The sequence below is a fragment of the Rhodococcus sp. (in: high G+C Gram-positive bacteria) genome, from assembly GCF_049299235.1.
Lineage (GTDB): Bacteria > Actinomycetota > Actinomycetes > Mycobacteriales > Mycobacteriaceae > Rhodococcus.
Genome location: NZ_JBAQXC010000174.1, coordinates 1 through 26,050, shown reverse-complemented (window position 1 = coordinate 26,050; position 26,050 = coordinate 1). Strand labels below are relative to the sequence as shown.

General features: G+C 65.0%; 24 protein-coding genes and 3 pseudogenes. 14 read left to right on the top strand and 13 right to left on the bottom strand.

Translation table 11 applies throughout. The annotated features are described in order from the left end of the window. Positions 1-183: 183 nt before the first annotated feature. On the bottom strand, positions 184-816 hold the full coding sequence (locus tag WAX14_RS10545; RefSeq protein WP_422628029.1) for a TetR/AcrR family transcriptional regulator: 633 nt from the start codon (positions 814-816) through the stop codon (positions 184-186). Between the two features lie 308 nt (positions 817-1,124). Between WAX14_RS10545 and WAX14_RS10540 the strand changes: the two genes are divergently transcribed. Both WAX14_RS10540 and WAX14_RS10535 read left to right on the top strand, forming a co-directional pair. Beyond that, a complete protein-coding gene (locus WAX14_RS10540; RefSeq protein WP_422628028.1) occupies positions 1,125-1,586 on the top strand; it encodes a MarR family winged helix-turn-helix transcriptional regulator in 462 nt (153 codons plus the stop codon). A gap of 101 nt (positions 1,587-1,687) precedes the next feature. After that, on the top strand, positions 1,688-2,059 hold the full coding sequence (locus tag WAX14_RS10535) for a hypothetical protein (protein WP_422628027.1): 372 nt from the start codon (positions 1,688-1,690) through the stop codon (positions 2,057-2,059). Positions 2,060-2,229: 170 nt separating this feature from the next. Here the strand turns inward: WAX14_RS10535 and WAX14_RS10530 are convergent, their stop codons facing one another. Beyond that, entirely contained in the window at positions 2,230-3,015 is a 786-nt protein-coding gene (locus WAX14_RS10530; protein WP_422628026.1) for an acyl-CoA thioesterase domain-containing protein, read from the bottom strand. 65 nt (positions 3,016-3,080) lie between these two features. Here WAX14_RS10530 and WAX14_RS10525 point away from each other — a divergent pair, with 65 nt between their 5' ends. Next, complete coding sequence (locus WAX14_RS10525; protein ID WP_422628025.1) at positions 3,081-3,683, top strand: TetR/AcrR family transcriptional regulator; 603 nt, start codon at positions 3,081-3,083, stop codon at positions 3,681-3,683. 272 nt (positions 3,684-3,955) lie between these two features. Here the strand turns inward: WAX14_RS10525 and WAX14_RS10520 are convergent, their stop codons facing one another. Continuing rightward, entirely contained in the window at positions 3,956-4,363 is a 408-nt protein-coding gene (locus WAX14_RS10520) for a hypothetical protein (RefSeq protein WP_422628024.1), read from the bottom strand. A 69-nt stretch (positions 4,364-4,432) separates the two neighbouring features. Here WAX14_RS10520 and WAX14_RS10515 point away from each other — a divergent pair. After that, positions 4,433-5,658 (top strand): IS3 family transposase gene (locus tag WAX14_RS10515; RefSeq protein WP_422628023.1). Its coding sequence is split into 2 segments (ribosomal slippage): positions 4,433-4,745 and positions 4,745-5,658, totalling 1,227 coding nucleotides; the frame shifts between segments, so codons are not numbered across the junction. Here the strand turns inward: WAX14_RS10515 and WAX14_RS10510 are convergent. Continuing rightward, a complete protein-coding gene (locus WAX14_RS10510; protein WP_422628022.1) occupies positions 5,636-5,878 on the bottom strand; it encodes a hypothetical protein in 243 nt (80 codons plus the stop codon). The two genes, WAX14_RS10515 and WAX14_RS10510, sit on opposite strands and share 23 nt — an antisense overlap. A gap of 305 nt (positions 5,879-6,183) precedes the next feature. Between WAX14_RS10510 and WAX14_RS10505 the strand changes: the two are divergent. From WAX14_RS10505 to WAX14_RS10495, 3 genes and pseudogenes are all read left to right on the top strand, one after another. Next, positions 6,184-7,555: pseudogene (locus tag WAX14_RS10505) on the top strand (IS701 family transposase). A 164-nt stretch (positions 7,556-7,719) separates the two neighbouring features. Continuing rightward, a pseudogene (locus tag WAX14_RS10500) lies at positions 7,720-8,166 on the top strand (ABC transporter ATP-binding protein); the annotation flags it as partial. A 114-nt stretch (positions 8,167-8,280) separates the two neighbouring features. After that, positions 8,281-9,093, top strand: a complete 813-nt coding sequence (locus WAX14_RS10495; protein ID WP_422628021.1) for a hypothetical protein — start codon at positions 8,281-8,283, stop codon at positions 9,091-9,093. A gap of 210 nt (positions 9,094-9,303) precedes the next feature. Here WAX14_RS10495 and WAX14_RS10490 read toward each other — a convergent pair whose 3' ends face one another. The 5 genes from WAX14_RS10490 to WAX14_RS10470 all read right to left on the bottom strand — a co-directional run bounded on the left by WAX14_RS10490 (position 9,304) and on the right by WAX14_RS10470 (position 14,306). Then, positions 9,304-11,439, bottom strand: a complete 2,136-nt coding sequence (locus WAX14_RS10490) for an MMPL family transporter (protein ID WP_422628020.1) — start codon at positions 11,437-11,439, stop codon at positions 9,304-9,306. Between the two features lie 45 nt (positions 11,440-11,484). Further along, positions 11,485-11,874 carry a DUF3817 domain-containing protein gene (locus tag WAX14_RS10485; RefSeq protein ID WP_064063769.1) on the bottom strand — a complete coding sequence of 130 codons (390 nt, stop codon included), beginning with the start codon at positions 11,872-11,874 and terminating at the stop codon, positions 11,485-11,487. Then, the gene (locus WAX14_RS10480; RefSeq protein WP_422628019.1) at positions 11,871-12,335 is read right to left on the bottom strand and encodes a DUF2871 domain-containing protein; all 465 of its coding nucleotides are present in this window, start codon (positions 12,333-12,335) and stop codon (positions 11,871-11,873) included. The genes WAX14_RS10485 and WAX14_RS10480 overlap by 4 nt, the downstream gene beginning before the upstream one ends. 169 nt (positions 12,336-12,504) lie before the next feature. Beyond that, positions 12,505-13,137: a response regulator gene (locus tag WAX14_RS10475; RefSeq protein ID WP_064063767.1), complete on the bottom strand. Its 633-nt coding sequence runs from the start codon at positions 13,135-13,137 to the stop codon at positions 12,505-12,507. Then, positions 13,134-14,306, bottom strand: coding sequence for a sensor histidine kinase (locus tag WAX14_RS10470; RefSeq protein WP_422628018.1), 1,173 nt, complete (start codon positions 14,304-14,306; stop codon positions 13,134-13,136). The genes WAX14_RS10475 and WAX14_RS10470 overlap by 4 nt, the downstream gene beginning before the upstream one ends. A gap of 103 nt (positions 14,307-14,409) precedes the next feature. Between WAX14_RS10470 and WAX14_RS10465 the strand changes: the two are divergent. Next, positions 14,410-14,791 (top strand): annotated as a pseudogene (locus WAX14_RS10465) (transposase); the annotation flags it as partial. Positions 14,792-14,861: 70 nt separating this feature from the next. Then, a complete protein-coding gene (locus tag WAX14_RS10460) occupies positions 14,862-16,112 on the top strand; it encodes an IS256 family transposase (RefSeq protein ID WP_422628017.1) in 1,251 nt (416 codons plus the stop codon). A 24-nt stretch (positions 16,113-16,136) separates the two neighbouring features. On the opposite strand, the gene WAX14_RS10455 is transcribed toward WAX14_RS10460, so the two are convergent. The 3 genes from WAX14_RS10455 to WAX14_RS10445 all read right to left on the bottom strand — a co-directional run bounded on the left by WAX14_RS10455 (position 16,137) and on the right by WAX14_RS10445 (position 19,137). Next, positions 16,137-16,964 (bottom strand): pentapeptide repeat-containing protein, encoded by an 828-nt coding sequence (locus tag WAX14_RS10455; protein WP_422628016.1) that lies wholly within the window; start codon positions 16,962-16,964, stop codon positions 16,137-16,139. Beyond that, positions 16,901-18,265 (bottom strand): IS1380 family transposase, encoded by a 1,365-nt coding sequence (locus tag WAX14_RS10450; RefSeq protein ID WP_422628015.1) that lies wholly within the window; start codon positions 18,263-18,265, stop codon positions 16,901-16,903. The genes WAX14_RS10455 and WAX14_RS10450 overlap by 64 nt, the downstream gene beginning before the upstream one ends. 98 nt (positions 18,266-18,363) lie before the next feature. Further along, positions 18,364-19,137: a hypothetical protein gene (locus tag WAX14_RS10445; protein ID WP_422628014.1), complete on the bottom strand. Its 774-nt coding sequence runs from the start codon at positions 19,135-19,137 to the stop codon at positions 18,364-18,366. 578 nt (positions 19,138-19,715) lie between these two features. Here WAX14_RS10445 and WAX14_RS10440 point away from each other — a divergent pair. The 3 genes from WAX14_RS10440 (at position 19,716) to WAX14_RS10430 (ending at position 23,911) form a co-directional block, all read left to right on the top strand. Next, positions 19,716-20,117, top strand: coding sequence for a hypothetical protein (locus tag WAX14_RS10440; RefSeq protein ID WP_229583556.1), 402 nt, complete (start codon positions 19,716-19,718; stop codon positions 20,115-20,117). Beyond that, the gene (locus WAX14_RS10435; RefSeq protein WP_422628013.1) at positions 20,114-20,470 is read left to right on the top strand and encodes a helix-turn-helix domain-containing protein; all 357 of its coding nucleotides are present in this window, start codon (positions 20,114-20,116) and stop codon (positions 20,468-20,470) included. The genes WAX14_RS10440 and WAX14_RS10435 overlap by 4 nt, the downstream gene beginning before the upstream one ends. 210 nt (positions 20,471-20,680) lie before the next feature. Further along, a complete protein-coding gene (locus WAX14_RS10430) occupies positions 20,681-23,911 on the top strand; it encodes a helicase-related protein (RefSeq protein WP_422628012.1) in 3,231 nt (1,076 codons plus the stop codon). Between the two features lie 482 nt (positions 23,912-24,393). On the opposite strand, the gene WAX14_RS10425 is transcribed toward WAX14_RS10430, so the two are convergent. Next, positions 24,394-24,771: a hypothetical protein gene (locus WAX14_RS10425; protein WP_422628011.1), complete on the bottom strand. Its 378-nt coding sequence runs from the start codon at positions 24,769-24,771 to the stop codon at positions 24,394-24,396. Between WAX14_RS10425 and WAX14_RS10420 the strand changes: the two genes are divergently transcribed. Further along, positions 24,770-25,093 (top strand): transposase, encoded by a 324-nt coding sequence (locus tag WAX14_RS10420; protein ID WP_422628010.1) that lies wholly within the window; start codon positions 24,770-24,772, stop codon positions 25,091-25,093. The two genes, WAX14_RS10425 and WAX14_RS10420, sit on opposite strands and share 2 nt — an antisense overlap. Continuing rightward, positions 25,093-26,010, top strand: a complete 918-nt coding sequence (locus WAX14_RS10415; protein WP_422628009.1) for an IS3 family transposase — start codon at positions 25,093-25,095, stop codon at positions 26,008-26,010. Before WAX14_RS10420 ends, WAX14_RS10415 begins: the two co-directional genes overlap by 1 nt. Positions 26,011-26,050: the final 40 nt, after the last annotated feature.

Below are 26,050 nucleotides of genomic sequence, written 5' to 3'. Positions count from 1 at the left end.
GTACGGGGTTGATTCTTCGAGTGTCGGTCCGTGCGAGCTTCGCCGAGTACGGCGCGGGCAACGACTCTGAACATGCAATGTGTCACCGCGCTGAGCACCTACGGATTCCAGGCCATGCCTCACCAGCGTGGACGCGGCTCTGCGGTGACTCCAACCGCAGATCGTCGTCTGTGTGGCTGTGAGTCAGTCGCTGGGGGTGGACGCGGCGGGGTGTGTGGTCAGGGCGGGCAGGACCGTGGCCATGATCGAGGCGGCGAACTCGGTCATCGGCTGCTGGGGATGGTCGGGTCCGTAGAACCGTTCGAGGAACGCCCGCAGGTAGCAGGCACCGGCGATCGATGCGGCGACTCCGTCGATGGGGGCGTCGGCGGCCACGGTGCCGGCGCGTTGTTCCTGCCCGAGGAATCGGGCCACGGCGGCGGGCAGCAGAGCCGGGCCGGCGCCGTGCGCGATGACGGCTTCGCGGTGGCGTTCGAGCAGGGCGGCGTCGGAGAACAGGGAAGCGCCGATCGCGAAGGTTTGCCGGTAGAAGGCGGTGATCTGCTCGATCGTCGCCCGCAGTCTGCCGTCGAGGGTGTCGGCGTCACCGGGGGTGCGGTCTGTGCGGGTGAGGATGTCGACGGTGGGCACTCGTTCGCGCAGGACGCTGAGGAACAGGTCGATCTTGTCGTCGAAGAGTTTGTAGATCATGGCTTCCGAGTAGCCGGCGGCCGCCGCGATCTGCTTGGTGGTCGCCTTGGCGATCCCGCGGTCGCGCATGATGCTCGCCGCGGCGTCGAGGATGCGATCACGTGCGGTAGGGGCGTGGTCGGGCATGCCCTGACGGTAACCTACGCTCTTGGTTAGTGAGTACCCACTAACCAGGGAGTCCGCATGCTGGTCCTTGCGATCGAAATCCTTCTCGTGCTCTGCGTTCTTCTCACCGCATGGTTCGTCGGATACGTGCTCTACCGCCTGGTCACCGACGAACAGCGCTGAACCCACCCGGCTGCGGGCACCCTCGCCGCAGCCGGTGAGCGCACCGCAGCACCACACCACCACCGTGGCGGCCGCGAGGACACCAACGCCGCCGCCACCCGATGACCGCGCCGCACGGTGCGGGCACCAGCGTAGGGAGCACACGCATGAACACGACACCGCCGCTCGGCTACCTGATCAAATCCGTCGACAACGCCCTGCACCGCTACGTGGACCAAGCCCTGCACCAAGCACACGGCGTCGACCGTGGCCACTGGCAGGCCCTTCGCACCGCACAGGACGACCCCGATCTGACCCTCGAACAGTTCTCCGCGGAAGCCGCCGCCTTCTATACCCCCACCCGGATCGACGACCTGCTCGCCTCCCTGACCGACAACGGCTGGCTGCACCTCGATCCGGTCGCCCCGGGTACCACCGCCATGCGGATCACCGATGCGGGCCGCGAGCTGCTCGAGCAGATGAGCCGCACGCAAGCGCGCACTGCACAGATCCTGACCGAAGGTGTCTCCTCCGAGGACTACGAGACCGTCCTGCGGACGCTGGCCACGATGCTCGACAACCTCGAGGCGGCGACACCACGCTCCGAGACGAAACCGACCGCGTCCTGACCGGGTGAGCGTCCGGAGGTGCTTGTCCACCACGATCGGCGGAGGCTCCGCGCGGGTCTGCGAGCCAACACGGCTGGGTGGGTCTTGGCTATGGTGCCGGGATGACCCCTGTCGATGCTGCGCACCCCTCGTCCTCCACCCTCGACCTCGAGGGCAGGGTGTTCGCCGGTGTCAGCAACTCGCCTACCGGACAGGTCGGTAGCGCCACCCGTTTCCGGTACCACCAGGACAACGCTGTCATCTGGGCCGACTACGACGGCGGAGAGATCGTGCGGGGTTTCCTCGTCGGAACACGTGACGGTGAACGGCTGCACTTTCGCTACGCGCATCTCAGTGTCGACGGCACGACCGCGAGCGGAGTCTGTGACAGTCGGATCGAAGTGCTCAGCGACGCTCGCCTACGCATAGAAGAGGACTGGGCCTGGGAATCCCGCCCGGGTAAGGGCACGAGCGTGATCGAAGAAATCCGCTGACCTGTTTGTGGACCCACTCACCGGCGGACACCTGCGGCACGGACACGAACCGGCACGGGGATACGCTGCGACCTGCACAGATAACACGTCCCCTCCGGCCCGGGACCGTGACGTTCGGATCGGTAGGCCGTTGCGGATCACTGGGGAGTCGAGGTCGATCCCTGGGCGTGTCACACCGCGGTGCTCGCGTACAGCGTCTGGGTGCTCGTTCCGACCATCCCCGCCGCGTCACTCACACGCGCATACGCCGCGCTGCCGTGTCCGGGCACCGTGTGGGTGCGCGCATCGATACCGATCCAGTCCCCGACCGGATCGCGGTGCAAAACCACGTGCAGATCCGGGTTGATCGCCGGGTACCGCCGAGGATCGGCCGCCATACTCAACCCGCTCGACGAGTCGGTCAGGATCAACACCCGCTGCCACGGAGTGAGTTCCTCACCGAGCACCAGAGCACACCGGGTCCGTCCCCACGCGGTGGCGGGACCGAACTCGGCGAAACTACCTGCGGTGAACCGGAACTGCGTCGCGCCGAGGTAGCCGTCGAGGCTGGCGCCGGCGATGGTACCGCCGTCGCGGGCGCGTTCGGGCCGGTCGTATCCCGGCAGCGACGACGGTTCGGTGGCCGGATAGTCGCACGGGACGCGGGCGAGGACCCAGGCGCGCACAGCCACCACCGGTGTGTCGTTGATCGTGCCGACCGCCTCGATCAGAGTGGTGCGTGTACCGGGCCGCGCCACGGAGGTGGACACGGTGATCGGGGCAACCGGGATCGGGGCGAGGATGTCCACCGCCACCCGGCCCAGTCGCCGGCCCTCGGACACATGAAGCCGTTCGATCTCCCCCGCCAGCAACGCCGACGGCGGGCCCGCGTGCTGAGTCTGCGGTCCCCACGGTCCGGCGGTCGCCGGTGTGCTCTCGAACGTCGAGTCGCCGCACCGTGTGTAGAAGCTGTCCATCCGATCCCCCTGACCCCGACTAGAGATGTTCTCTAGAGACTGTCTCTACTTCTAGCATCCGGGGTATGCCTTCGCAACGCCACGAACGCCCCCGCCGAGACATGCTGCTCGACGCCGCACTGACACTGTTCGACACGCGCGGCTACGCGGCAACGACGATGAGCGCGATCCAGCAGGCCACCGGCGCCAGCACCGGCAGCCTCTACCACCACTTCCCGAGCAAGGCCCACCTCGCCGCCGCACTACAGGAACACGCCCTCGCCGACTACCAGCACGGCTTCCTGAGCGTGCTGCAGGACCACCCGGACGATGCCGAAGCCGGAATCTGCGCCGCCGTGACCTACCACCTGCGATGGATCGGTGACCATCTCGGCCAAGCCCGGCTGCTCTACACACTCCACGATCCCGACGTCACCGCCCTGGCCGCACCCCGCATCGCCGCCCTCAACGACACCTTCTTCGACCACGTCCACACCTGGTACACCAACCAGGTCGACCACGAACGAGTCCAGAGCCTCCCCTTCGACGTCCTGGCCTGCATATGGATCGGCCCCGCACAAGAAATGGCCCGCTCTTGCCTGATCGGCAACACCACCCCCGACCGCCTCCCCCGCCACGCCACCCTGCTCGCCGACGCAGCCTGGAACGCACTACGCACACCGCGCTGACCCCCTACAGCACCGACACGGCCCGAGAAACCCCCTCACCACCAACGGATGCGGCGTGGAGTCCCATCGATCTCGGGAGTCGGCTACCTAGCCCCGGCACGGCGGAGGCACAGGCACGGACCCGGCCGGCAGATCAGTTCCACCACACGACCACACCGGGCCGCGACATGCGGAACGAGAGCCGTCACAAGGGAATTCCCCTGGGAAAACGGATCCGGACTCGATATCGATCCGGTACAGCTGACCCCGCGCAGCGCGAGTACTCGTGTCGGTTATCGAAACTCGGGCGAGACCGGCTTGCCTGCGTCCCGACGGTTCTGCACCCACAGCCACACCCCCACCACTGCCGCGCCCACCCCGACAATCGCGGTCACCAGCGCCGGGACCAGCTCATAGGTTCCGGTCTCGGCCAGCGGCAGCCACCCCCGTGCGAAATCCGACGAGGTGACCACACCGACGACAAACGCAGCAAGACCCGCATATCGCACCACCGGAAGGTGCTCACACAACCCGATCACCACAACCCCCACACCGAGCAAGGCCAATACGCCTGCGAACTGAACCGCGGCAGCCATCCACGGGGTGGCCACGGCGAACACTGCGGCGACGGCGGTGTAACCGCTACGCCACCGCCCCAGGGGCGGGCCGAACACCGGCAATGCCGCAACCACACCGAGCACGGGCCCTGACCCCGGAGGGTGGACACGCCGAACCCAGCACTGGCTGGAGGAAGCGAGAAGATCTACACCATGCCCAGGAAGAACTACACCGATGAGTTCCGGCGTGAGGCGGTCGAGCTGTACGAGCACACCCCGGGCGCCACGTTGAGAGGGGTCGCTGCCGATCTCGGCGTCTCCCGCGGCACGCTGGCGACCTGGCGGCGCGAGCAGGGGTACACCGGCCCCAGGACCGAAGCCTCCGACCCGCACAGCGACGCGCCCGAGGGTGAGTCCCCACAGGCCCGGATCGCCCGCCTGGAGGCCCAGGTACGTCGCCTGGAGGACGACAAGCGGATGCTGGCCACCGAGCGCGACATCCTGCGCAAGGCAGCCAAGTATTTCGCCGGGGAGACGAACTGGTGAGCCGCTTCCAGTTCGTCGCCGACCACCGAGACACCTACGAGGTGAAGCGGCTGTGCCAGGTGCTGGAGATCAACCGGTCCTCGTTCTACGCCTGGGTCGAGGCTGCCCCTGCCCGGGAGCAGCGGGCCGTCGACGACCAGGTGCTCGCCGACCGGATCCGGGCGGTGCAGAAGGACGACCCGGCCTACGGGGCACCACGGGTGACTGCCGAGCTCAACGACGGCGTCGACCCCGATGAGCGGGTGAACCACAAACGGGTGGCCCGGGTCATGCGCGAGCATCACCTGCCCGGGCTGCGGCTGCGTCGCCGGGTGCGGACCACGATCCCGGCCCCTGCCGACCAGGACGTCCCGGACCTGATCAAGCGGGACTTCACCGCCGAGGCAACGAACCGCAAGTACGTCGGCGACATCACCTACCTGCCGATCGCCACCGGCGGGTTCCTCTACCTGGCCACCGTCATCGACTGCTGCTCCCGGGCACTGGTCGGGTGGGCCATCGCCGACCACATGCGCACCAGCCTGGTCACCGACGCCCTCGACATGGCCGCCGCAGCCCGCGGGTCCCTGGCCGGGGCGATCTTTCACAGCGACCACGGAGCCCAGTACGTCTCCAAGGACTTCGCCGCTGCTGCCGCCAGACACGGACTCAGGCTCTCCCGGGGCGCGGTCGGCTCGAGCGCTGACAACGCCCTGGCCGAGAGCCTGAACGCGAGCTGCAAACGCGAGCTCCTCGCCGGCGCGCACGCCTTCCCCGACGCCGTCACCTGCCGGCGCCGCATCTTCTGGTGGGCCAACCGGTACAACACCCGCCGACGCCACTCAGCCTGCGGTTACCAAGCCCCATTCTCCTACGAAGCCTCCCTGGCCGCTACCCTGGCCATCCCTGCGTAACCACCACCCCCGTGTCCACCACCAGGGGCCAAGGCCCCACCACGAAAACCACCGACACGGCGACACCGGACCACGAGGCGGGAAACGACCGTGCCACCAAACCCGCCACACCCAGACCGAACGCGGCCAAACCCAGCACCGCCAGATTCAGCACCGAGTGCAGCCGCGCCGCTGCTGCGGCGGCGACGGTGGAGGAGGACCGCTGCGTGGACGTGGCCATACCCGCAGTGTCCGTGGCCCCAGCAGAGAGCGCAACCGCCCCGGACGCTGACGCGGTAGCCGAGACCGACGACATGGGATGCAACGAGGCGAGGGCAACCACGCGGGTGCGACGAGGGGTGTGCCCGTGGCCGCTCGCGGGCCCGACACCGACCGCGACATCCTCACCCCCGGAACACCACCTCCGATGCTGTTTCACGGCCATCCGGGGGCCGGATCACCAGTCCCGCGGTGCAACACATCCTGATGGACTAGTACTGCAACGACAGTTTGTGACCGAGGTTGTGTCTATGGTACTTGATCTTGGTGCAGTCGGAGGTGTTGGAATGGTCAGCCGGGTTCACAGCGTTCTGCAGTCGGTTCGCGCACCGGTTCTCGCGGGTGGAGTCACGGCGGCGGATGGTGGCGTATGTCCGGGGATTGCTCGCGGAGGTCGAACGGAAGAACGGCTGGACACTGGCCGAGGCCGCCGGGGACACCGGCCCGGAAGGTATGCAACGACTGCTGAACTTCTACGCCTGGGACGGCGACGGGCTGCGCGATGACGTGCGAGACGTGGTGGTCGAAGCGATCGGCGACGAGACCGCCGGGGTGTTGATCGTCGACGAGACCGGTTTTCTGAAGAAGGGCAACAGATCCGCCGGAGTGGCTCGGCAGTATTCCGGAACCGCCGGGCGGATCGAGAACAGTCAGGTCGGGGTGTTCCTGGCCTACGCCTCCGACCGTGGTCGGGCGTTGATCGACCGAGAGTTGTATCTACCGAGAGCCTGGACCGAGGACCGCGATCGGTGTCGCGATGCCGGCATCGACGACGACGTCGAGTTCGCGACCAAACCCGAACTGGCCCAGACGATGCTCGCACGCGCACTCGATGCCGGGATTCCGTTCGGGTGGGTTACTGCCGACGAGGCCTACGGGCAGGTCGGCCGGCTGCGGATGTGGCTCGAATCGCGCGGAATGGCGCACGTGCTGGCGGTGCCGAAAACGCAGATGGTGGTGTCGATGCAGGTGCGGCAGCGCCGCGCCCACACCGTGATCGCCGAGCTCGATGCGTCGGCGTGGCAACGGCTGTCGTGCGGCGATGGTGCGCACGGACCGCGGGTCTACGACTGGGCGGCCGCCCCGATCCGGCCCATCCGTGAACCGGGCCGCGGTCATTGGTTGCTGGCCCGTCGGTCGCTCACCGATCCCGACGAGATCGCCTATTACATCTGCTACGGCCCGGCCGAAACCCCGCTTGCCGAGTTGGTGCGGGTGGCCGGCAGCCGGTGGGCGATCGAGGAGTGCTTCCAGACGGCGAAGAACGAGACCGGCCTCGACCATTACCAGGTCCGGGGTTACACCGCCTGGTACCGGCACATCACCTTGTCGATGGCTGCGGCCGCGTTCTTGACGATCCTGCGTCGAGACGCGCAAAAGGGGGATCTTCATCCGGTTCCGGTAAGCTGATTCCTCTGACAGTCAACGAGATTCGAAGACTGTTCAATCGTATCGCCTGTCCCGTTCGTCATGCCTTCGCCCACCTGTGGCACTGGTCGAACTGGCGTCGCATCAGCCAAGCCAGAGCCCGCGTCAGTCACTACAAACGACGGCATCACAAACTGTCGTTGCAGTACTAGGCGGTATGGGTAGCTCCCGACGTCGAGTCGGGGGCTGCCCATACCGCCTAGGGGCCTGACCTATGAATCATCGAAGCCATAGGACGATCGCAGCGATGATCAACTCGGACCGGAAGTAGGCAGCCCGTTTGGCGTAGCGGGGTAGCCAGGTAACGGAAGTGTTCGAGCCGATTGATGCAGCGCTCGACTACGCTACGACCTGCGTACTCGACCGGGGCGAACGCAGGCGGGCTTCGTGTTCCAGCAGTCGAACCTGCTCCCGTCGTTGACCGCCGTCGAGCAGCTGCAGATGATGACCCACCTCGCCGGCGGGTCGGTCCGCGACAGCCGAGCGCGCGCCGCGGACCTGTTGTGCTCGCTCGGTCTCGAGAAGCAGCTCGATCGGCGTCCCCACCAGCTGTCGGGCGGACAGTGCCAGCGTGTCGCGATTGCGCGCGGGCTGATCAACGACCCCTCGGTGTTGCTGGTCGACGAACCGACCTCGGCACTCGACGAGGACCGTAGCCGCGAGATCGTCAGTCTGCTCGCGGAACTGAGCCGCGACCGGAACGTGGCCACGGTGATGGTCACCCATGACCTGAGTCAGCTGATCCTCGTCGACCGCGCCTATGGAATGCGCAGCGGAGCGCTGCTTCCCACCTACAGCCGTCTTTCCACGCCGGCGTCCTGAGGCGCAGCGGCGACTACCTTCAGGACCATCGGGCCCCGCCGCGGCGGGGCCCGATGGCCGTCGTTCGTCGAGCACGGAATCGGCGTTCGGACAATGTAACCGGATTCTCACACGGTGCGCAGTTCGATGAACCGGCGGCGAACGAAAAAAGGGGTTGTGGCATTGCGAGCGATATTCGAGTCGGCTTTCGACATCACCTATCTACTGACGATCTTCACGCTCGGCGTACTCATCTTGCGCGGCGGGCCTGCGCGCCGGGGCGAGCTGCCGGCGCAACTGGCGGGCTGGACCGCGATCGTTCTCGGCTTCGGCGACTCGTTCCACCTGCTCGCCCGGGTGTGGGCATTGAACACCACCGGCGTCGAGGCCCACCATGTTTCCCTCGGTTACGGCAAGCTGGTCACCGCGCTGACCATGACGGCCTTCTACGTGCTGGTCTATCTGCTCATCCTGCGACGCTGGCCGACCGCACGAGAAACGCGCACCGAAGGCACCTACCGGCCGTTGGGACCGAGCCCGGTGATGAGCATTGTCGTGTATACGGCGGCTATCGTGCACGTGTTGCTGGTTCTGTTGCCGCAGAACGACATATTCAGCGCGGACCCGCCGTTGTCGTGGGGGATCATCCGCAACATCCCCTTCCTCATCCTCGGCGTGGTCATCATTGGCGCGTTGTGGGTCCGTGCTCGGGGCGACGCCTTCTACCGCTTCGCTTGGCCGGCGGTGACTCTCTCGTTCGGGTTCTACCTCCCCGTTGTGCTGTGGGCACAGCAGAACGAGACCGTCGGCCTGTTGATGATCCCGAAGACGCTCGCCTACGTCTGGCTGGTGGTCATGGGCTATCGCGCGTTCGCCGGCAAGCACAACAGCGATCCTGACGACGCGCTGCGCGCTGCTGGTACCACCACCCCGACAGAGCGCGCATAACAAACGCACCGTTTTGTCGCCTCGTCCCTCACGACGCTCGATCGACGGGCAGGGCGGAGGAGGAAGGGCATCACGAAGCAGTCCCGGCGGAGGTCGACGCCGCATTCGGTTGTTCGAACAGCCCCTCAACTCAGCGGGCTGAGAGGACGGCCAGGCCCCGCTGAGTGCCCGCGTCCGTCTACGGGGACGCGGGCACTTGGCGGCGGTACCTCAGGCGTGGGACGGTTCCATCGCCGGCTTCGCATTCGCCTCGGTCACGCTCGGCCACAGCGCCTTATCTCCGAGTAGCCGCATGATCGCGGGAACGAGAAGCGGACGGACAACGAAGGTGTCGAGCAGGATCCCGATGGCCATCGCGAGACCGAACTGGAACAGTTCCCGGATCGGTTGGGTGGTCAGCACCGCGAAGGTGGCTGCCAAGATGAGTCCTGCAGACGAAATCACCCCGCCTGATCGGGTGAGCGCTACCCGCAGGGCCGCCCGTGGTGGATGCGCCGATAGCTCTTGCCGGTAGCGGCTCATCAGGAAAATGGTGTAGTCGACACCGAGAGCGACCAGGAACACGAAGATGTAGATCGTAACGCGGTTCCCGATCCCCTCGTCCCCGAGCAGCGTGACAGTGATGAAGGTCGTGATCCCGAGTGTCGCGGTGAACGACAACACCAGCGTCCCGATCAGGTACAGAGGCGCGAGCACGGACCGCAGCAGCAGTGCCAGGACGGCGGCGACGATCACGAGGACCAGTGCGGCAACGACCCAGTTGTCGCGATCGAGCGCCGCCCGGATATCGGCGGAGTGAGCTGTTTCGCCGCCGACGAGGACCTGCGCACCGTCGATCCCCGCACTGTCCGCTGCAGTCCGAGCAGCGGACGCGAGGGTGTCTACGCGGTCCATTGCCTCAGGGCTGTAGGGGTTGTCGGTGAGGGCGACTTGGAATGCTGCCGTTGTCCCGTCAGCGCTGACCGCGGGTTGCTCACCGACTCGGGCCACCCCGTCCACGTCCGACAGGCGGCTGGTGATCTGGTTCCAGTCGGGTGCCGGTGTCCCGGCCGGGGTGGTGACGTAGACGGTGGACGGCGCGATCTCCCCGGGTCCGAATGCGTCGGCGATCATGTTCTGACCGGCCTCGGACTGAGTATCGATGCGGAATCCGCTGATGAAGTCGAAGCTTTCACGATAGCCGGCCAGGCCCGCGGTCATCACGAGAAGACCGAGGAGTGTGGATACCAGCACAGTCTTCGGCGATCGGTCGACCAGATCCGCGATCCGTTCCCAGACCTTGCCACCGGCGCGTCCCGACGCAGTCTGGGTTGTGGAGGGCCAGAACAGTTTTCCTCCGAAGAGCAACATGAGTGCGGGGGTGAAGGTGAAGGCGACCAGCCCCATCGAAGCGACGCCCAGCGCGAGATAGGGGCCGAATCCACGCAGGGCCGGAGAGACCGCTACGAGCAGAGCCAGCATGGCCAGGACGATCGTCGAGACACTCGACAAGATCGCCTCGGACACTCCTCGCAGCGCCCGCATCATGGCGGCGGAGCGATTCGATTCCTCCGCGAGGGCTTCACGGTAGCGGGCGGTGACGATCAGTGCGTAGTCGGTGCCGACACCGAACAGCAGCACGGTCATGATCGACGCGGTCTGCGAACTGATATCGAACCATCCCGCGTCGGCCATCATCGCGCCCACCGTCTCGGCGAGCCGCATCGCGACGCCCACACCGGCCAGCGCGACAACCACGAGGACCGGCGACCGATAGATCACCAGGAGGATGATGGCGACCAGCAGGATCGTTCCGAGGAGCAGGATCTTGTCGCCGCTGCTGAACACCTTGACGGTGTCGGTGGCGATTCCTGCAGGCCCGGTGACCGCCGCATCAGCAGGTCCGGCGGCCTCGCTGACCAGATCGCGCAGCTCACCGACCGTGTTTTGGAACGATTCGTCGGTCGGGTCGCCTGTCAGCGATACGACAATCATCTCACTGTCACCGTCGGTGGTGCGCAGATTGTCGCCGCCCGGGCCGTCGGCGGTGACTATCGCGGCGATCGCGGGATTGTCGGCTCTCGCACCGTCAATGCTCGTGACGATCCGCTCCACTGCCGCCGCCGTCGTGGCCCCGTCGGCGCCGTGCACGACGACGATCGCCGGGGTGCCCTCATTGCGGGGAAACTCGCGGGCAGCGAGTTCGGCAGCCTGCACGGATTGCGATGACGGGGGCGGATCGTTCGCTCCCGCGTTGTTTTCGACGTCCTCCAAGGCCGGCGCGATGCTCGCGAGGGCGCCCGCGAGGATGATCCACAGCAGCACGACGATGCCGGCCCGACGCCGCGATCCGAAGAGAGTGTTCATAAAGCGTGATGTCATATCAGGGCATCCAAACTCGACTGAATGCGTTCATCGCACCGACGTCGGATAGTGAGACGGAAAGTCGGAGTAGCGGTCCGCGCCCGGGACGAAGCGCCCGGTACGGGCAGCCCACACCTCGAACGCGATCGTGGCGAACGGCGGCAGAGAAGAAACCAACGCCAACAGTAGGGTCCGCAGGCGCCATCCGAGCCGGACGTACATTGCGATCGAGAGCACGACGAATGTCACGAACACCGCCCCGTGCAGGGATCCGAAGATACGGACGCCGACCTCGGTGCTCTCGGCTATCCACTTGAAGTACATGCCGATCAGCAACCCGAGCCAGGTCACTGCTTCCAGCGTCGCCACGATACGGAACGCCCGCACCAGAATGCGGGCATCCGACGTCGCCGTCGGTCGTTGAGGCAGGTCACTCATGCCACTTCCTCCGCATTCGTTGATGTGTCTGCTATCTGGTGAACGTCGCGATGTTGTGGTGTGCGCGCGACTGTGCTTCGAAGTGCGAGGAAGAAGACGACAAAGGCGACGGTCAGCAGGACATGACCGATCCCGGCGATTCCCGAAATCGCGGCCGACGCATCCTTACCGAAGACCTGCATGGTCCCGTGGACGAGCTGCATCGCCACCGTGAGGATCAGGCCGGCGTGAAAGGTGACGGTGAACCAGCGGTAGAGCGGGCTGGCCGAGAGCACCAACAGGCGCTCGAAAATGGCAACAATCAGCAGGAACAGCACCCCGAGAACCAGGAAATGGGTGTGCACGATGGACAGTTGAGTCGGGCCGTCGAAGTCCTGGGCCTTGGTCAGCTCCCGGTAGTACAGGCCCGACGCCAGACCCGCGACGGCGTACCCGAACGCGGAATTGACAAGTATCTTCATACCTTCCATCCGACCGGACTACGCGCTCTGGCACATCGAACGAACGGTGAGATTCATCTACGACTTTCGATAGAGACCGCGTGAAGCAGCGCAGTCCGGAGCCACCCGGGCGACACACGCAGCCGATACGGACAGAGACAGCACCCGACCGTCGGACCGAGCGGTAGATCTAGTCGATGGTGCCGTCGATGATCCCCCGCGCCCGTGCCTGTGCCACAGCTGCGGTCCGGGATCGCACACCCAGTTTGCCGAAAGTGTTCGTCAGGTGCGTCTTCACCGTGCCCTCGCTGAGGAACATCCGACGCGCTATCTCTCGGTTGGAGAACCCTGCGGCCACAGCCTCCAACACCTGAATCTCGCGTGGGGTGAGGGTCGGGCCCGCACGCATCTGCGCCATCAGTTTCGAGGCCACCGACGGTGACAACGCGCTCGCACCCCCTGCTGCCGCGACGATTGCCGTGAAGAGTTCGGCCGGCGCAGTGTCCTTGAGGAGATAGCCGCTAGCGCCGGCCTCGATTGCGCGCAGAATCTCGGCATCGGTGTCGTAGTTCGTCACCACCAGCACCCGCGGAGCGTTCGGCAGAGCCCGGATCCGGCTGGTCGCCTCCACGCCGCTCAGTCCGGTGCCGAACCGCAGATCCATGAGAACGAGGTCGATCCCCCCCTCCCTGCACAGCGCAACGGCTTGTTGACCCGTGGAGGCTTCGGCGACGATCGAGACTGCATCCGAATGCAGCTCGAGCAGCGCTCGTAGTCCGGCGCGGACGATCGCATGGTCGTCTGCGAGCATCAGCCGGATCATCGGAGCTCCTCCCCTTGCTGTGGAAGCGGAAACGTCACCGACACTGCGGTGTGGCCGGGTTCCGATTCGATGAACCACTGCCCATCGAGCTGCTCGACCCGGGTCCGCATGGCATTGAGCCCGAAGTTGTGTGCGGACGGATCGTCGAGGATCGCGGGATCGAAGCCCCGTCCGTCATCGACCACGTCCAGGTGTACGGCGTCAGCACCATAGCCGAGGGTAACCACCGCGTGGCCGGCATCGGCATGGCGCACCACATTCGAGACCGCGCCCTGGACGAGGCGCACCAGCGCCGACTCCAACGGCATCGGCAAGGACACCGCCTGTCCCTCGACGAGAAGACGCACGTCAACCCTTCCAGCCGCGGCTCGCTCACACACCCTGCCCAACGCGTCGGCGAGCGAACTGCCCGCCAGGTCAGCGGGCGAGAGAGCTGCGATCAGACGTCTCGCGTCCGCCAATCCCGCCGACGCGGTCCGCCGAGCCATGACGATCTTGTCCGCTACACCCGGGGGCAGATCTTCGGCCTCAGCGGCGTGCAACAGCATCTGAATGCTGCTCAGCCCCTGCGCGACGGTGTCGTGAATCTCGCTGGCCAACCGCTCACGTTCGGCCAGTTCGCCCGCGGAACGCTCGGTCTCCGCCAGCTCCGCGCGAGTGCGATGCAAATCCTCGATCAACTGCTGCCGGCGCTCCGTCTCGTAGAACAGCACCCGAAAACCGAGCCCGACCACGACACCGACCACAGCCCCGAGCAACGACCCGACCAGCGCTCCGCCCCACTGTCCGCGAGTGTGGACGCCGATCAGCACGTTGGCACCAGTGATCACCGCCACCGCAGACACAGCGGGCACGAGCGGCACCTCGGTCATGAAGAGCAGGATGAGCCCGAACGATACGTACGCCGCGTCGGCGCCCAGAAGCGCCATCGCCACCCACACTGCACACAATGATCCCAACCAAGCGAATCGCGCAGCCGGAGCACGCAACGAACTGGCACCTACGATGTGAACGACAACGAACAGCGCAGTCAACGCACCGATCCATCCCGCCGATGCTTCGGAAAGCAGCACCGCACGCAGCAGGACGATCAACGCCAGCACGACAACGAGCACGTGCAGGCCCAGACGAAGTCGTGCGCCCCGTGTGAACGCGGATTCATCAACCATCACCACACACGATAACGATGGCGTTGTTCACCAATCGTCGCGGCCTCTGCGGGACGGACGAAGCTCCTCGGACATCGCTCCCATTCCTGAAGCCTTTCAGATCCAGGTGCCGCGTGACACCGGCTCGTCGTTCGATCCGCAGATCGTCAAGAAAGGATAGCGGCGACTGATCGGGGTCGATGAGATCACCTTGTCGCTGTCGGCGAAGCGTCTGACCACCGGGGAGATCTTCGCCCACTTCGACGGCGCCTCCTGAGCGTCGCTGTCGAAGAACACGATCAGCAAGATCACCGACAAGGTGCTCGACGAGATGGCCGGATGAACCGGGCGGCCGCTCGATCCGGCGTATCCAGTGCTGTTCATCGACGCGATCCACGTCAAGGACCGCTTACGGACAGGTCACCAACCGACCCGTCTACGTGGCAGTCGGGGTGACCGTCGATGGCCACCGCGACATCCTCGGACTGTGGGTCGGTGGCGGGGGACTGTCTGAATAACGGTGGATCCGGGTTGGCCTGACACGCCGAGCAGCGAGCTTGGCGGGAAGGATCGACTATGACGGAAACACTGGAGCCCATGGCGGACGAGGTGAACCAGCTGGAGTTGGCGCAGCAGCTACTGGCCCAGGCCAAGGAACAAGGCGTCGAACTGATGGGCCCGAACGGACTGCTCGGGCAGTTGACGAAGAACGTGCTCGAAACCGCACTCGACGCGGAGATGACCGAGCACCTCGGTTACGAGAAGAACGACCCGGCCGGACGCGGTAGCGGCAATTCCCGCAACGGCACCCGATCGAAGACGGTGCTGACCGAGATCGGCCCGGTCGAGATCGACGTCCCGAGGGACACCGAGTCGAGCTTCGAACCGAAGATCGTGCGCAAACGGCAACGGCGGCTGACCGGCATCGACGAGATCGTGCTTTCCCTCAGCGCGAAAGGGCTTACCACCGGCGAGATCTCGGCGCACTTTCAGGATATCTACGGAGCGTCGGTGTCGAAGGACACCATCTCCCGGATCACCGACAAGGTGCTCGAGGAAATGACCGAATGGCAGAACCGGCCCCTCGATCGGGTATATCCGGTGGTGTTCATCGACGCCATCCACGTCAAGATCCGCGACGGTCAGGTCACCAACCGGCCGATCTACGTCGCGATCGGGGTGACCGTCAATGGCGAACGCGACATCTTGGGGTTGTGGGCCGGCGACGGCGGGGAAGGCGCGAAGTTCTGGCTGGCGGTGCTCACCGAGATCAAAAACCGCGGAGTGGCCGATGTGTGCATCGTGGTCTGCGACGGGCTCAAGGGTCTGCCGGATGCGATCAATACGGTGTGGGAGTTGGCGGTGGTGCAGACCTGCATCATTCACCTGATCCGCAACACTTTTCGGTTCGCACCACGTCAGCATTGGGACGAGATCTCCCGCGATCTCAAGCCGATTTACACCGCTCCGACCGAGGCCGCGGCCAAGGAACGGTTCGTCGAGTTCGCCACCAAATGGGGGCCGAAGTATCCGGCGATCGTGCGGTTGTGGGAGAACGCTTGGAGCGAGTTCGTGCCGTTCCTCGACTACGACATCGAGATCCGGCGGGTGATCTGCTCGACGAACGCGATCGAGTCGATCAATGCCCGCTACCGGCGGGCGATCCGCGCCCGTGGGCATTTCCCGACCGAGCAGGCCGCGCTGAAGTGTCTCTATCTCGCGACGCGGGCTCTGGACCCCACCGGTCGGGGTAGGGCACGATGGGCGATGAGGTGGAAGCCTGCCCTCAATGCCTTCGCGATCACTTTCGAAGGACGCATCAACTAACCGATGCCAGGCCGGATCCACCGTTTATCGGACACTCCCTTCCCGGCCTGGCTGCTCGTCGTCACCAGCAGTGGCCGGCTCCTCATCAGTCTGGTGGGGGTTCTTCTCGGGGTTCAGCTCGAAGTTCTTCGCCTTGGAGTAGTCAACTCCGGCCAAGTCGAGGCGTCGCACTTCTACCCCAGAGAAGTCCGCGTCTTTGAGGATCGCACTGATGAACGAGGTGTATCTATCGACCTGCGCACCAAGAAGTTTCGCCCTGGTGAGATCCGACCCCACCAGCTCGGCGCCTTCGAGGTGCGCTCCTTTGAGGTCTGCATCCACGAAGTGAGCGTTGGTCGCTTTCTTGGTGTTCATCCGTGCCCCTGCCAGGGTGGCATTGTTCAACACTGTCTGCTCGAGTCGGGCGTATTCGAGATGCGCGCCCGTGAGGTCGACATGTTCCATGCGCGCATCCGACAGATCCGCCGATTCCAGCCAGGCTTTCGGCATTTTCAGATGTGACAACTTGGCGTGACTCAAGTCCATACCTTCCAGAACGATGCCACGCAGATCGATCTCGACCGTAGCGCCCGGCGTACGCTCCTCACCCGAGTCGCGTTGCTGATTGTCAGGGTCAGTAATAGGAGCGGCAGCAGTGGCGAGTCGACTCAGCCCTGATCCACCGGCGTTGATTCGGGCCTGACGCCCGATTGATTTCGGGGACGGTGCCGGATTGAGGGCACGGGCGACCCGCCGGTCTGCTCGGCACTTCCACTGATGTCCTCGGTCGGGGCCCGTGGGGCCGGTGGTCAGCTGGCGACCGGTGGCGGGCTGGTCGCGGCGGCGAACAGGGTGCGCCAGGCCGACTCCCACGGCCAGTGGGTGGGCAGGTGCAAGGTCAACCGGCGGCCGGACGATGCGATCCGGGCGGGGATGTTGATCAGGTGGGTGCGCAGTGTCGCCCAGCGGGCGCGGGCATGGCGCCCCGATGCGGCGACCCCGGCGGCGCGGGCGAGGTTGAACGCGACCACCGCGTGTGCGAGCCACGCCGCGTTCGCCGCGTACCTCCCCGACGGCAGATGCGCGAGCGGACCGTCCTTGAGTTCGGCGATGACCTGCTCGACGATCGCGTGGTCGCGGTGCCGGGCGTCGGCCTCGACCAGCGTCAGCGTCGAGTTCGTGACGAATGCGTGGTGGCGGTGGGTGGTGAACAACTCGCCCTGCCCGGTGTCGGCCGGGTTCAGGCGTTTGACGCGGCGCACCACCAGCCGGCAGGTGACGTGCTCACGCATGCGGCGGGAGGTGAAGATCGTGACCTCGGTTTCGGCGACCTCGGCGTCGGACACCCACCTCCGTTCGTCCTCGTCCCAGACGGCGTCGGGATACTCGATCGGAACCCATGCGGCCTCGTCGATCGAGGTGATCGCGGCCCTGATCTGCGGGTTCATCCGCGCGGTCACCGAGAACCAGGCCCCGGCCTTCTGGGCGGCGCCGACGAACGCGTGGCAGAAGTACGCCGAGTCCGCCCGCGCCAGAATCTGCCCACTCGCTCCGGCGGTGCGGGCGGTGCCGATGGCCTGGGTGAGCAGGCGGCCGCACCCGGTGTGCGAGGCGGTGTTGCCGCGGCGCAGTCGGGCGGCGGCGATCACCGGGGCCGTGGCCGGCGTCGATACCGCCGCCAACTGGGTGTTCAAGCCGCGGACCCCGGAATACCCGAACGCCGCGGCCTGCTTGGAGTAGCCGTGCACCTCACGGATCGTGTCGTCGACATCGACGAACACCATCCGGTCCGCGCCGGCGAGCAGGCCCGGCACCCGCGCGGTCAGGCCGGCGAGCAGTCGAGCCGCGACGGCGTCGACCTGCTGCACGTGACCGTGCGTGAACGAGCGCAGATACGTGCCGAGCGTCGACGGCGCTCGCACCCCGCCGAACACCTTCTCCATCGCTCCGTGTCGCAGGAGGTCGAGATCGTCGATGCTGTCCGCGCCGGCGAGCAGGCCGGCGACGATGCTCGCGGACTTGACGGCCGGGTTCGGTGAGTCGACGCTCAGGTGCCGGTCGAGGAGTTCGTGCAGGCCGGCGGTCTCGGCGAGCCGCATCACCGGAACCAGTCCGGCGGCCGACACGAGATTCGGATCGTCGAAAACGGGGGTGACGGTGTGAGATGCTTTCACCTGCGAGATGCCCCTGTCCTGGTGCCGGAATCTTTGTGTGGTAACTCAGATTCTCCTGCCCTGCAGGGGCTCTCGCGTTCTACGACACGCTCACACCGTCACCTCATCGGTGGATCCAGGCTCAGCCATTCGAGGGCGGCCTTCCGTACGTCGCGGTCCTCTGCCAGGAAATGCCTGTCCCAATCCCACTCGAAGGCCTCTCCACTCGGCTCGTACTGCACATTGAGCCGAGGGACGCTGCGGAGATATGAACACAACAGGTCCACACAAACCTGACGCTGCGAAAACACCTTTTGAACTGCCCAGTCGTCGCCGAGGGCCGCGAGGGCATGGACACCACCGAGCCGGATCGCCGGATTCTCTTTGTCCGCCAGCTGCGCGACGGCCGTGGTGTACCGCTCATGCAGCGCCGCGATCTCGCTGGCCCGCTGCTTACGGTTTTCGTGCGCGAGGTCGGCCAGGTGTTTGGCCTGGTCGTGCTTGAGTGCTGCTTCGACCGATCGTTGTTTGCGGTAGTTGACGAGCAGGACCGCGACGGCCCCAATTGCGGCGAGCGCAAAGGTGGTGGACCGGGCGATGTCCAGCAGTTCTGGACTGTCGAGGGAGGCAACCGCTTCACCGGGATCGGTGAGCAGCTCGGCCTGGGCATATCCCGCCGCCGCTGCAATGACCAAAGAAGCGAGGATTCCTCCGACGACGAGCCACAACAGTGAGGTGTCGTCCTCCTTACCGGTGCGCGTGCTCTGCCACGTGCGGTACCTGCGCGCACCCCGCCACCCAGCGACACCCGCGAGGACCCCACCGAACCCGTGGACGATGGTCCGCCACGTCCCCCACACTTTCGTGCCGTCCAGGGTTGTTGCTTCGGCCACGATCCACCAGATCAGACACCAGGTGACCGCGGCCGCCAGGATGCACAGCGTGGTGTGCCATCTCGTGTGTTCTTGGCACCACGCTGCGCGCTTGCGCTCCCCCTGATCACCTGGCGTTGTCGTACCGCCTACTGCTGAGGCCGGTTGACTCACTCTGTCCCACTCCCCTTGGTCCGTGCCGAACACCCCAGCCCGGAATATCGACTCTGAGCTGCATCGACGACACGTCCCGACACGCGCCGATCAACGCCGGTCATCGTCCCACGCGCCCCGGACACGAGCCGACATCCGGCCCCGGCGGGGGACGAGGTGCCGCTGCGTGTTCCGCGGTCTGTCGGGAACCGATCCGCGGTGTATTGCGTCCACCAGATATGACCGAAGAGGAACGTCTGCGCATCACGGAACTGCACGTCGACAATGACCCCGCCACGATTGCCGAGCTGCGCCGTGATCCCGAGGTCTCATAACTCCTACGATCAATCCCCAACTGCCAGGTGGATCGATCCGCCGCACCACCCGAGCAACCTTATCGCGGATATGACTTTGACACCATATGTTGTTCAATCCATACTGATGGTGTGAACGTCGACGCACCCGAGGAGTTCTATGACTGGCTCGACCGCATCGAAGCCAAAGCCCGCGGCGGCGACGATCATGCTCGCAGAATCCTCGCCCGCGCGGTCGACGCATTGCAGCAACTGCGCACTCTCGACAGCCCACCGACCTCGGAGACCCCTGACCTCAAACGCGTGCGCCAGTCCCGCACTTACCAGGTGTGGCGTACCGCGCACCCCTACGACCCGTCTATCGCTTTCCGTCTGATCTGCTGGTTTCCTCCCGACAGCGACACGGTCGTCGTCGCTCTGTTCGCTGCCGACAAAGCTCGTATGGGGGATGTGTTCTACAACAGCGTCGGCCCCAGAGCCGACACCGCGATCCGCGACTGGCTTCACCAAACCCGAGGAGGACACCCGTCATGAACGAGGACACCACCCGCACCCGGTTCGTGCGCATCAACGACCGCATCGACAAACTCGCCGCCGATCCGTTGATCGCCGAGGAGGTCCGGAAGTATCGGGACGAACGAGAAACCGTCAACCGCATCCACGCCCAAGGTCTTGCCGACATCCGCAAGGCCAGCAACCTCACCCAAAAGCAGGTCGCTGCCGCTCTCGACACCGATCAGGGCACGGTCTCGAGGATCGAGCGCCGCGACGATCTTCTGTTGTCGACGTTGCGCCAGTACCTAGCCGCAACCGGAGCGGAGCACCCGAAGATCGTCATCGAGAAGGACGGCGTGGAAATCACGCTCGATCTCGACGCCTTCGCGTGACATCGATGGTTCGGCGCGGATCGCGGTCGGCGTGCCCACGCATCCGTAGAGGTGATCCGCCAACCCTGAGTCGAGGAATCGATCGTCGAACCTCTGCTGTTCCAGCGTTATTGATGCAGATCAAGTCTCGAATACGCCCCGGATCGAACGGCCCAGCGCGGTGACTAGACTCCCGAGCAGTCTGTTCTCGAACATCTCCGTGGTGTTCTCGTGAGTATCAACGGAGGTGTACTGGTGTTCCAACGTGGTCAAAGGGTCCGTGTCCGCGTCGACGGCCTACCGGACTTCGCCACAGTCCGGTATCCGATCCCCAATGACGAGACCGGTGGCGTCGATCTGATTCTGGTCGGCGACGACGATCGTCGATACGAGGTCAACCTCGCGCCCGGTGACACTGACACAGTGCGTCCGCTCGTCAGCGACGGACGAGCCGATTCTGCGCGCGTCCTGGCCGGGTTGTGGACCCGGTGGATGGACGCTGCGGCCACGAACGCGGAATCGAGTGCGATGGCGTCGACACCACTCAAGCCGTACGCCCACCAGACCACCGCCGTCTACGGCGCGATGCTGCCACAACCGCAGCTGCGATTCCTGCTGGCCGATGAGCCCGGCACCGGCAAGACGATCATGGCCGGCCTCTACATCCGCGAGATGCAGCGTTTGGGGCTGATTACTCGCGCCATCATCGTGTGTCCAGCCAACCTCGCCACCAAATGGGTCGACGACTTCGCGCGACTGCTCGGCGGCGGTCTCAAGCATCTGACCTCCGAGACGATCCGGCAGGACGCGATCAACACCAACGACCTGTGGGTGGTCAGCCTCGAGCTCGCCGCGGTCAACCCTGCCGTGCAGGACGCGATCCGCCCCGACAAGGCCGGCTGGGATCTCGTGGTCTTCGACGAGGCGCATCGCCTGACCCCCACCGCGGCCGGCTTCCACCAGGTGGGCCGGCTGCTCGCCAAGAACACCCCGCGTGCCCTGTTGATGACCGCCACTCCCCACCGCGGTAAGGAGTGGCTGTTTCGACACCTGCTGCATCTGGTCGACCCCGAGATCTATCCCGACCCGGGAACCGATCCCAACGTCGAGCTCAGCGCCCTGCGCCCAGGACCCATCCATTTCCTGCGGCGCATGAAAGAAGATCTCGTCGATTACGACGGCAAGACCCGGCTGTTCAAGGGACGGATCGCCGCCAATCACAGCGTGCCGTTGTCGAATGTCGAGTACGGCTTCTACCAGGCCGCCATCGACATGGTCGATCGCTACTTCCCCACCGCTGCGCAGCCTCTCGCGCGGATGGTCTACGGCAAACGCGCAGCATCGAGCCTGTATTCACTCGCCGAAACGCTGCGCCGACGACAGAGCCATATGGGGGAAATGAACGAAGCCGAAGCAGCGCTGATCGCCGACAAGGACGACACCGGTGACGACAGCGCCGTCGACGAGGCCAAGGTGGTCCACTCCGCTTCCACCTCGACTCGGGCCGAGCGCACGGCAATCAAGTCGCTGCTCGATCAGATCGATGCTGCCATCGGCGCGCCGGACTGGCAACCGTCGAAGTGGACGCGGCTCATCCAGGACTGCCTCAGTGCCAACGGCATCATGGCCGGAAACACTGAGCAGGCAGTGATTTTCACCGAGTACGCAGATTCGGCTCAGTGGATTGCAGCGCGTCTCGAGGCGGACGGGTACACGGCGAAGATGTACTCGGGGCGGCAGAGCAAGGCGGAGCGGGACGAGGTGCGCCGCGAGTTCATGCGCGGGCAGTTCCAGATCATCGTCACCACCGACGCCGGCAACGAAGGCATCGACCTCCAAGCCGCCCACGTGCTGGTCAACTACGACATCCCGTGGTCACTGGTCCGCCTCGAGCAGCGCATGGGCCGCATCCACCGCGTGGGACAGCACCGCGATGTCTACCTCTACAACCTCGTGGCCACCGACACCCGCGAAGGTGACACGCTCATGCGGTTGCTCGACAACTTCGTCACCGCCGCCAATGAGCTGCGCGGGCAGATGTTCGACAGCCTCTCCGCGGTCGCGGAGATCACCGGTGTGGACTACGACAAGTGGCTCACCGACCTGTACGGCAACGACGAGGTCAAAAAACACGCAGCGATCGAAGCGGCCAAAGCTATCCAGACTCAGGAGCTGGTCCGCAAAGCGCGGGAGGTGCGCGACACCGAACGCAAACTCGCCAGCCAAGTCGATGCCGTCGCCGCCCTGACCTTGCTGCAACGTGACCTGTTCGCTCGGATCAACCCGGCCATCGTCGAGGCCTACCTCGACCGCCTCGCCGCCGCGGGGGTGATCACCGCCGACCGCACCGCGGCCGGAGAAGGATTCCGCCGGATTGGCATGCGCAATGGACAGCTGCCGGCCAGCCTCGGAGGCGGAGACAGCATCCACGTCGCCACCAGCGGCGACGCCCTCCGCGCAGCGTCCGGAAGCATCGATATCGGCGACACCATCACCCTCGGACCCGGAGAGGCCGGCTTCACCGACCTGATCGAATCGGCCGACAAGCAGCTCGCGGAAGATGTCTATCAGTCCGGTGCCGCCCAGGACCCCAGCAGCCTGACCTCCTACGACCTGTATGCCTTCCAGTCCACCATGACCGAAAGCGGAGGCCGGCGCGACAGCATCTGGGCCACCCTGATCAAAGTCGACGACAGCGGCAACGCCCGCCCCGTCCGATGGGAAGCCTTGGCCAACTTGGTGCCTACCACCAAGCCGGGAACCGGACCCCACCCGGCGCGTGTGGACAGTGCGGTCCAGGCCGCGCAGCAGGTCGCCGACCAGACTGTCCTTGAGCATCAGAAGGTGCGCACCGACTGGTTCGCCCAGGCCCGCAAAGACCTGACGAACCTGCCGCTGACCTTGACCGACAGCATCACCGACCGCCCTGCGCGTCTTGCCTTGCGCCGCACCCTGCAAACCCAGACCGAAACCCGACTCGATCAGCTACAACGCCTGATCGACGTGCACCTAACCGACCCTGTTCTGGTCGCCCGCATCCGAGTGCATGCCGCAGCTGACCCCGCGACGCGGGACGAGATCGACTCGGAGCTGCTCTCAATGCGACTCGTCGCGGCGATGCTGCGCGATGAGGGATGGCAGGTCGAGGACGTCCACACCGAAGGCCGGGGCTATGACCTCGACGCGCGGCGCAACAGCCAAGTCCGACATATCGAGGTCAAGGGAGTACTCGGTAGTGCAGCAAGTGACGGTATCCGCATGACCGGAAACGAGGTACTGATCGCTACCCAGCACCGCAAGAACTACTGGCTCTACGTCGTCGACCAGTGCGCCGACGGCACCGGCCGCCTCTTCGGTGCATACGAAGACCCCGCCACCCTCTTCGCCACCGACATGACCGGAGACGCCATCTTCCGCGTCCCCGGCAGCAGCCTCAAAAACGCACCCGGGAGCAACCTGTGACACGAATGATCGAACGATGGTTCCCTAGCGCGGAGGTGTCGGCCAATAGCGTGAAGGGATGGGGTTCAGGGAACCAGGAGCGCGGACTCTTTACATGGTTCGCCGCTCGTCCGGTCGCGCAGGCAAAAGCGGCGGTCATCTGCTCCCTATTGCCATGGCCTGACGATGCTGCCGAACAAGAACGACTACAAGAGCTTGTCCGCGAGGCAATGACAGGCCGGTACGCTGCATGGGCCGAGATCCGTGCCGAAATCTTCTCTAACCTCGGGGAAAATGCTACGGTTCTCGACCCGTTCAGTGGACGTGGAATGATCCCCCTTGAGGCTGCCCGCCTCGGGATCCAGGCCGACGCAGTCGACTACAGCCCCGTAGCTGTTCTGGCATCAGAGCTTCTTACTGACTACCCCTTCCGTGACTGGTCGGCGGAACCGCCAATCACCTTTGCAACCTCGCAGAAGAGTCTTTTTGAAACCACTCCCCGACTACTCCGCGATATCGAACTCGTCCTTGATGAAGTTGGCCGACGACAATATGAGCAGATGCGAGACCTGTATCCCGATCCCTATGGGAACCAGCCGTGGGGGTATCTCTGGGCAGTAACTCTTCCTTGCCAGGAGTGCGGAAACCGATTCCCACTCGTGGCGTCCTACGAACTGCGTCGAGCAGCACACAAAACGGCCCGCGCTAACAGACCTGCTTTGGAGGACCCTGGCCAGTCTTTCTACATAGATGCTGACCTCGCTACAGGGAAGTTCCAAGTTGTGGTTCATGATGGCCCCCCTCAGCGACCCCCTGAGGTTTCCCCTGAAAGTGGACATCGATTTGGCGGGACACCGGTCCCGCTGGAAGGATGCCACCATGCCCCCTCGTAAACGCCGGTCGTTCACCGCCGAGTACAAAGTCGAGGCTGCCCACCGCGTGATCGATTCCGGTCGCACCATCGCAGAAGTCGCCAGGGAACTGGGCCTGCACGAGAGTCTGCTCGGTGAATGGGTCAAGCTCGAAAGACGCAGAATCGCCGCCGCCGACGCCCAGGGTGAGAAGCCACTCGATGCCGCCGAACGCACCGAACTACTCCAATTACGAAGAAGGATAAGCGAACTCGAGAAGGACAACGCCTTCTTGGTAAAAGCTTCGGCGTACTTTGCCGCGATGCAGAAGAATCGACCCGGTTCGATCTGATGGTGAAGTACGCCTGCCCCGAGAACATCGAAGAGACCGCAGGCACCACCGCCCCGGAAGGCCGGCGGTTCTCGATCGTGCGGATGTCACGGCTGCTGAAAGTATCGACATCCGGCTACTACCAGTACGTCAAACGCAAAGCCGCCACGGTGTTGACGCCGAAGCAGCAGCGCCGAGCCGACCTCGAAGTCAAGATCATCGAGGTTCACCGGGAATCGCGGGGAACCTACGGATCCCCTCGGGTCACTGCCGAGTTGCGTTCCCGCGGCGAGGTGGTGACGAAGAAGACGGTCGCCAGGATCATGGCGTCGGTCGGGATCGAAGGGATCAGTCCCCGCACGTTCAAGACCAAGACCACTGTGGTCGACCCGCAGGCGTCGTTTCCACCGGATCTGATCGAACGGTGCTTCGATCAGGGCCGGACCGATGCGGCGTGGTTCACCGACATCACCTATCTCACGTGCGGTGAGGGGGACATGTTCTTGTGTGCGATCCGGGACGGTCATTCACGGAAGGTGCTGGGCTACAGCATGTCCGATCACATCGGTGCGGAGATGGTGACAACCGCGATCGATCGTGCGGTGGCCACGCGTGGCGGGCGTTGCGAGCACGCGATCCTGCATTCGGATCGTGGTGGGGAGTACACGGCTCATCTGACGGCGGCGGCGTGCGTCCGGTACGGGTTGCGTCGGTCTATGGGGTTGACCGGAATATGTTGGGATAACAGTCCATCCGAATCGTTCTGGTCGGTCTTCAAGCATGAGGAGTACTACCGACACACGTATGCGACGAAGGCGGAGCTCGTTGCCGGCGTTGACAGTTGGGTTGGCTTCTATAACACTGTTCGACGGAACTCTGCGGTCGGGATGCTCAGTCCCGACAGCTACGAGCGTTCACTTCGGGTGGAAGCCGCCTGAAGGATGTAACCCCCTTGTCCACCGTTCGGGGGGAACCTCA

Coding starts and splice junctions, on each gene's coding strand:
- WAX14_RS10435 (WP_422628013.1), top strand. CDS start 20,114: ATGAACGAGGACACCACCCGCACCCGGTTCGTGCGCATCAACGACCGC.
- WAX14_RS10415 (WP_422628009.1), top strand. CDS start 25,093: ATGGTGAAGTACGCCTGCCCCGAGAACATCGAAGAGACCGCAGGCACC.
- WAX14_RS10490 (WP_422628020.1), bottom strand. CDS start 11,439: ATGAACACTCTCTTCGGATCGCGGCGTCGGGCCGGCATCGTCGTGCTG.
- WAX14_RS10510 (WP_422628022.1), bottom strand. CDS start 5,878: ATGGCCACGTCCACGCAGCGGTCCTCCTCCACCGTCGCCGCCGCAGCA.
- WAX14_RS10545 (WP_422628029.1), bottom strand. CDS start 816: ATGCCCGACCACGCCCCTACCGCACGTGATCGCATCCTCGACGCCGCG.
- WAX14_RS10460 (WP_422628017.1), top strand. CDS start 14,862: ATGACGGAAACACTGGAGCCCATGGCGGACGAGGTGAACCAGCTGGAG.
- WAX14_RS10480 (WP_422628019.1), bottom strand. CDS start 12,335: ATGAAGATACTTGTCAATTCCGCGTTCGGGTACGCCGTCGCGGGTCTG.
- WAX14_RS10540 (WP_422628028.1), top strand. CDS start 1,125: ATGAACACGACACCGCCGCTCGGCTACCTGATCAAATCCGTCGACAAC.
- WAX14_RS10470 (WP_422628018.1), bottom strand. CDS start 14,306: ATGGTTGATGAATCCGCGTTCACACGGGGCGCACGACTTCGTCTGGGC.
- WAX14_RS10535 (WP_422628027.1), top strand. CDS start 1,688: ATGACCCCTGTCGATGCTGCGCACCCCTCGTCCTCCACCCTCGACCTC.
- WAX14_RS10475 (WP_064063767.1), bottom strand. CDS start 13,137: ATGATCCGGCTGATGCTCGCAGACGACCATGCGATCGTCCGCGCCGGA.
- WAX14_RS10425 (WP_422628011.1), bottom strand. CDS start 24,771: ATGGTGGCATCCTTCCAGCGGGACCGGTGTCCCGCCAAATCGATGTCC.
- WAX14_RS10420 (WP_422628010.1), top strand. CDS start 24,770: ATGCCCCCTCGTAAACGCCGGTCGTTCACCGCCGAGTACAAAGTCGAG.
- WAX14_RS10525 (WP_422628025.1), top strand. CDS start 3,081: ATGCCTTCGCAACGCCACGAACGCCCCCGCCGAGACATGCTGCTCGAC.
- WAX14_RS10530 (WP_422628026.1), bottom strand. CDS start 3,015: ATGGACAGCTTCTACACACGGTGCGGCGACTCGACGTTCGAGAGCACA.
- WAX14_RS10485 (WP_064063769.1), bottom strand. CDS start 11,874: ATGAGTGACCTGCCTCAACGACCGACGGCGACGTCGGATGCCCGCATT.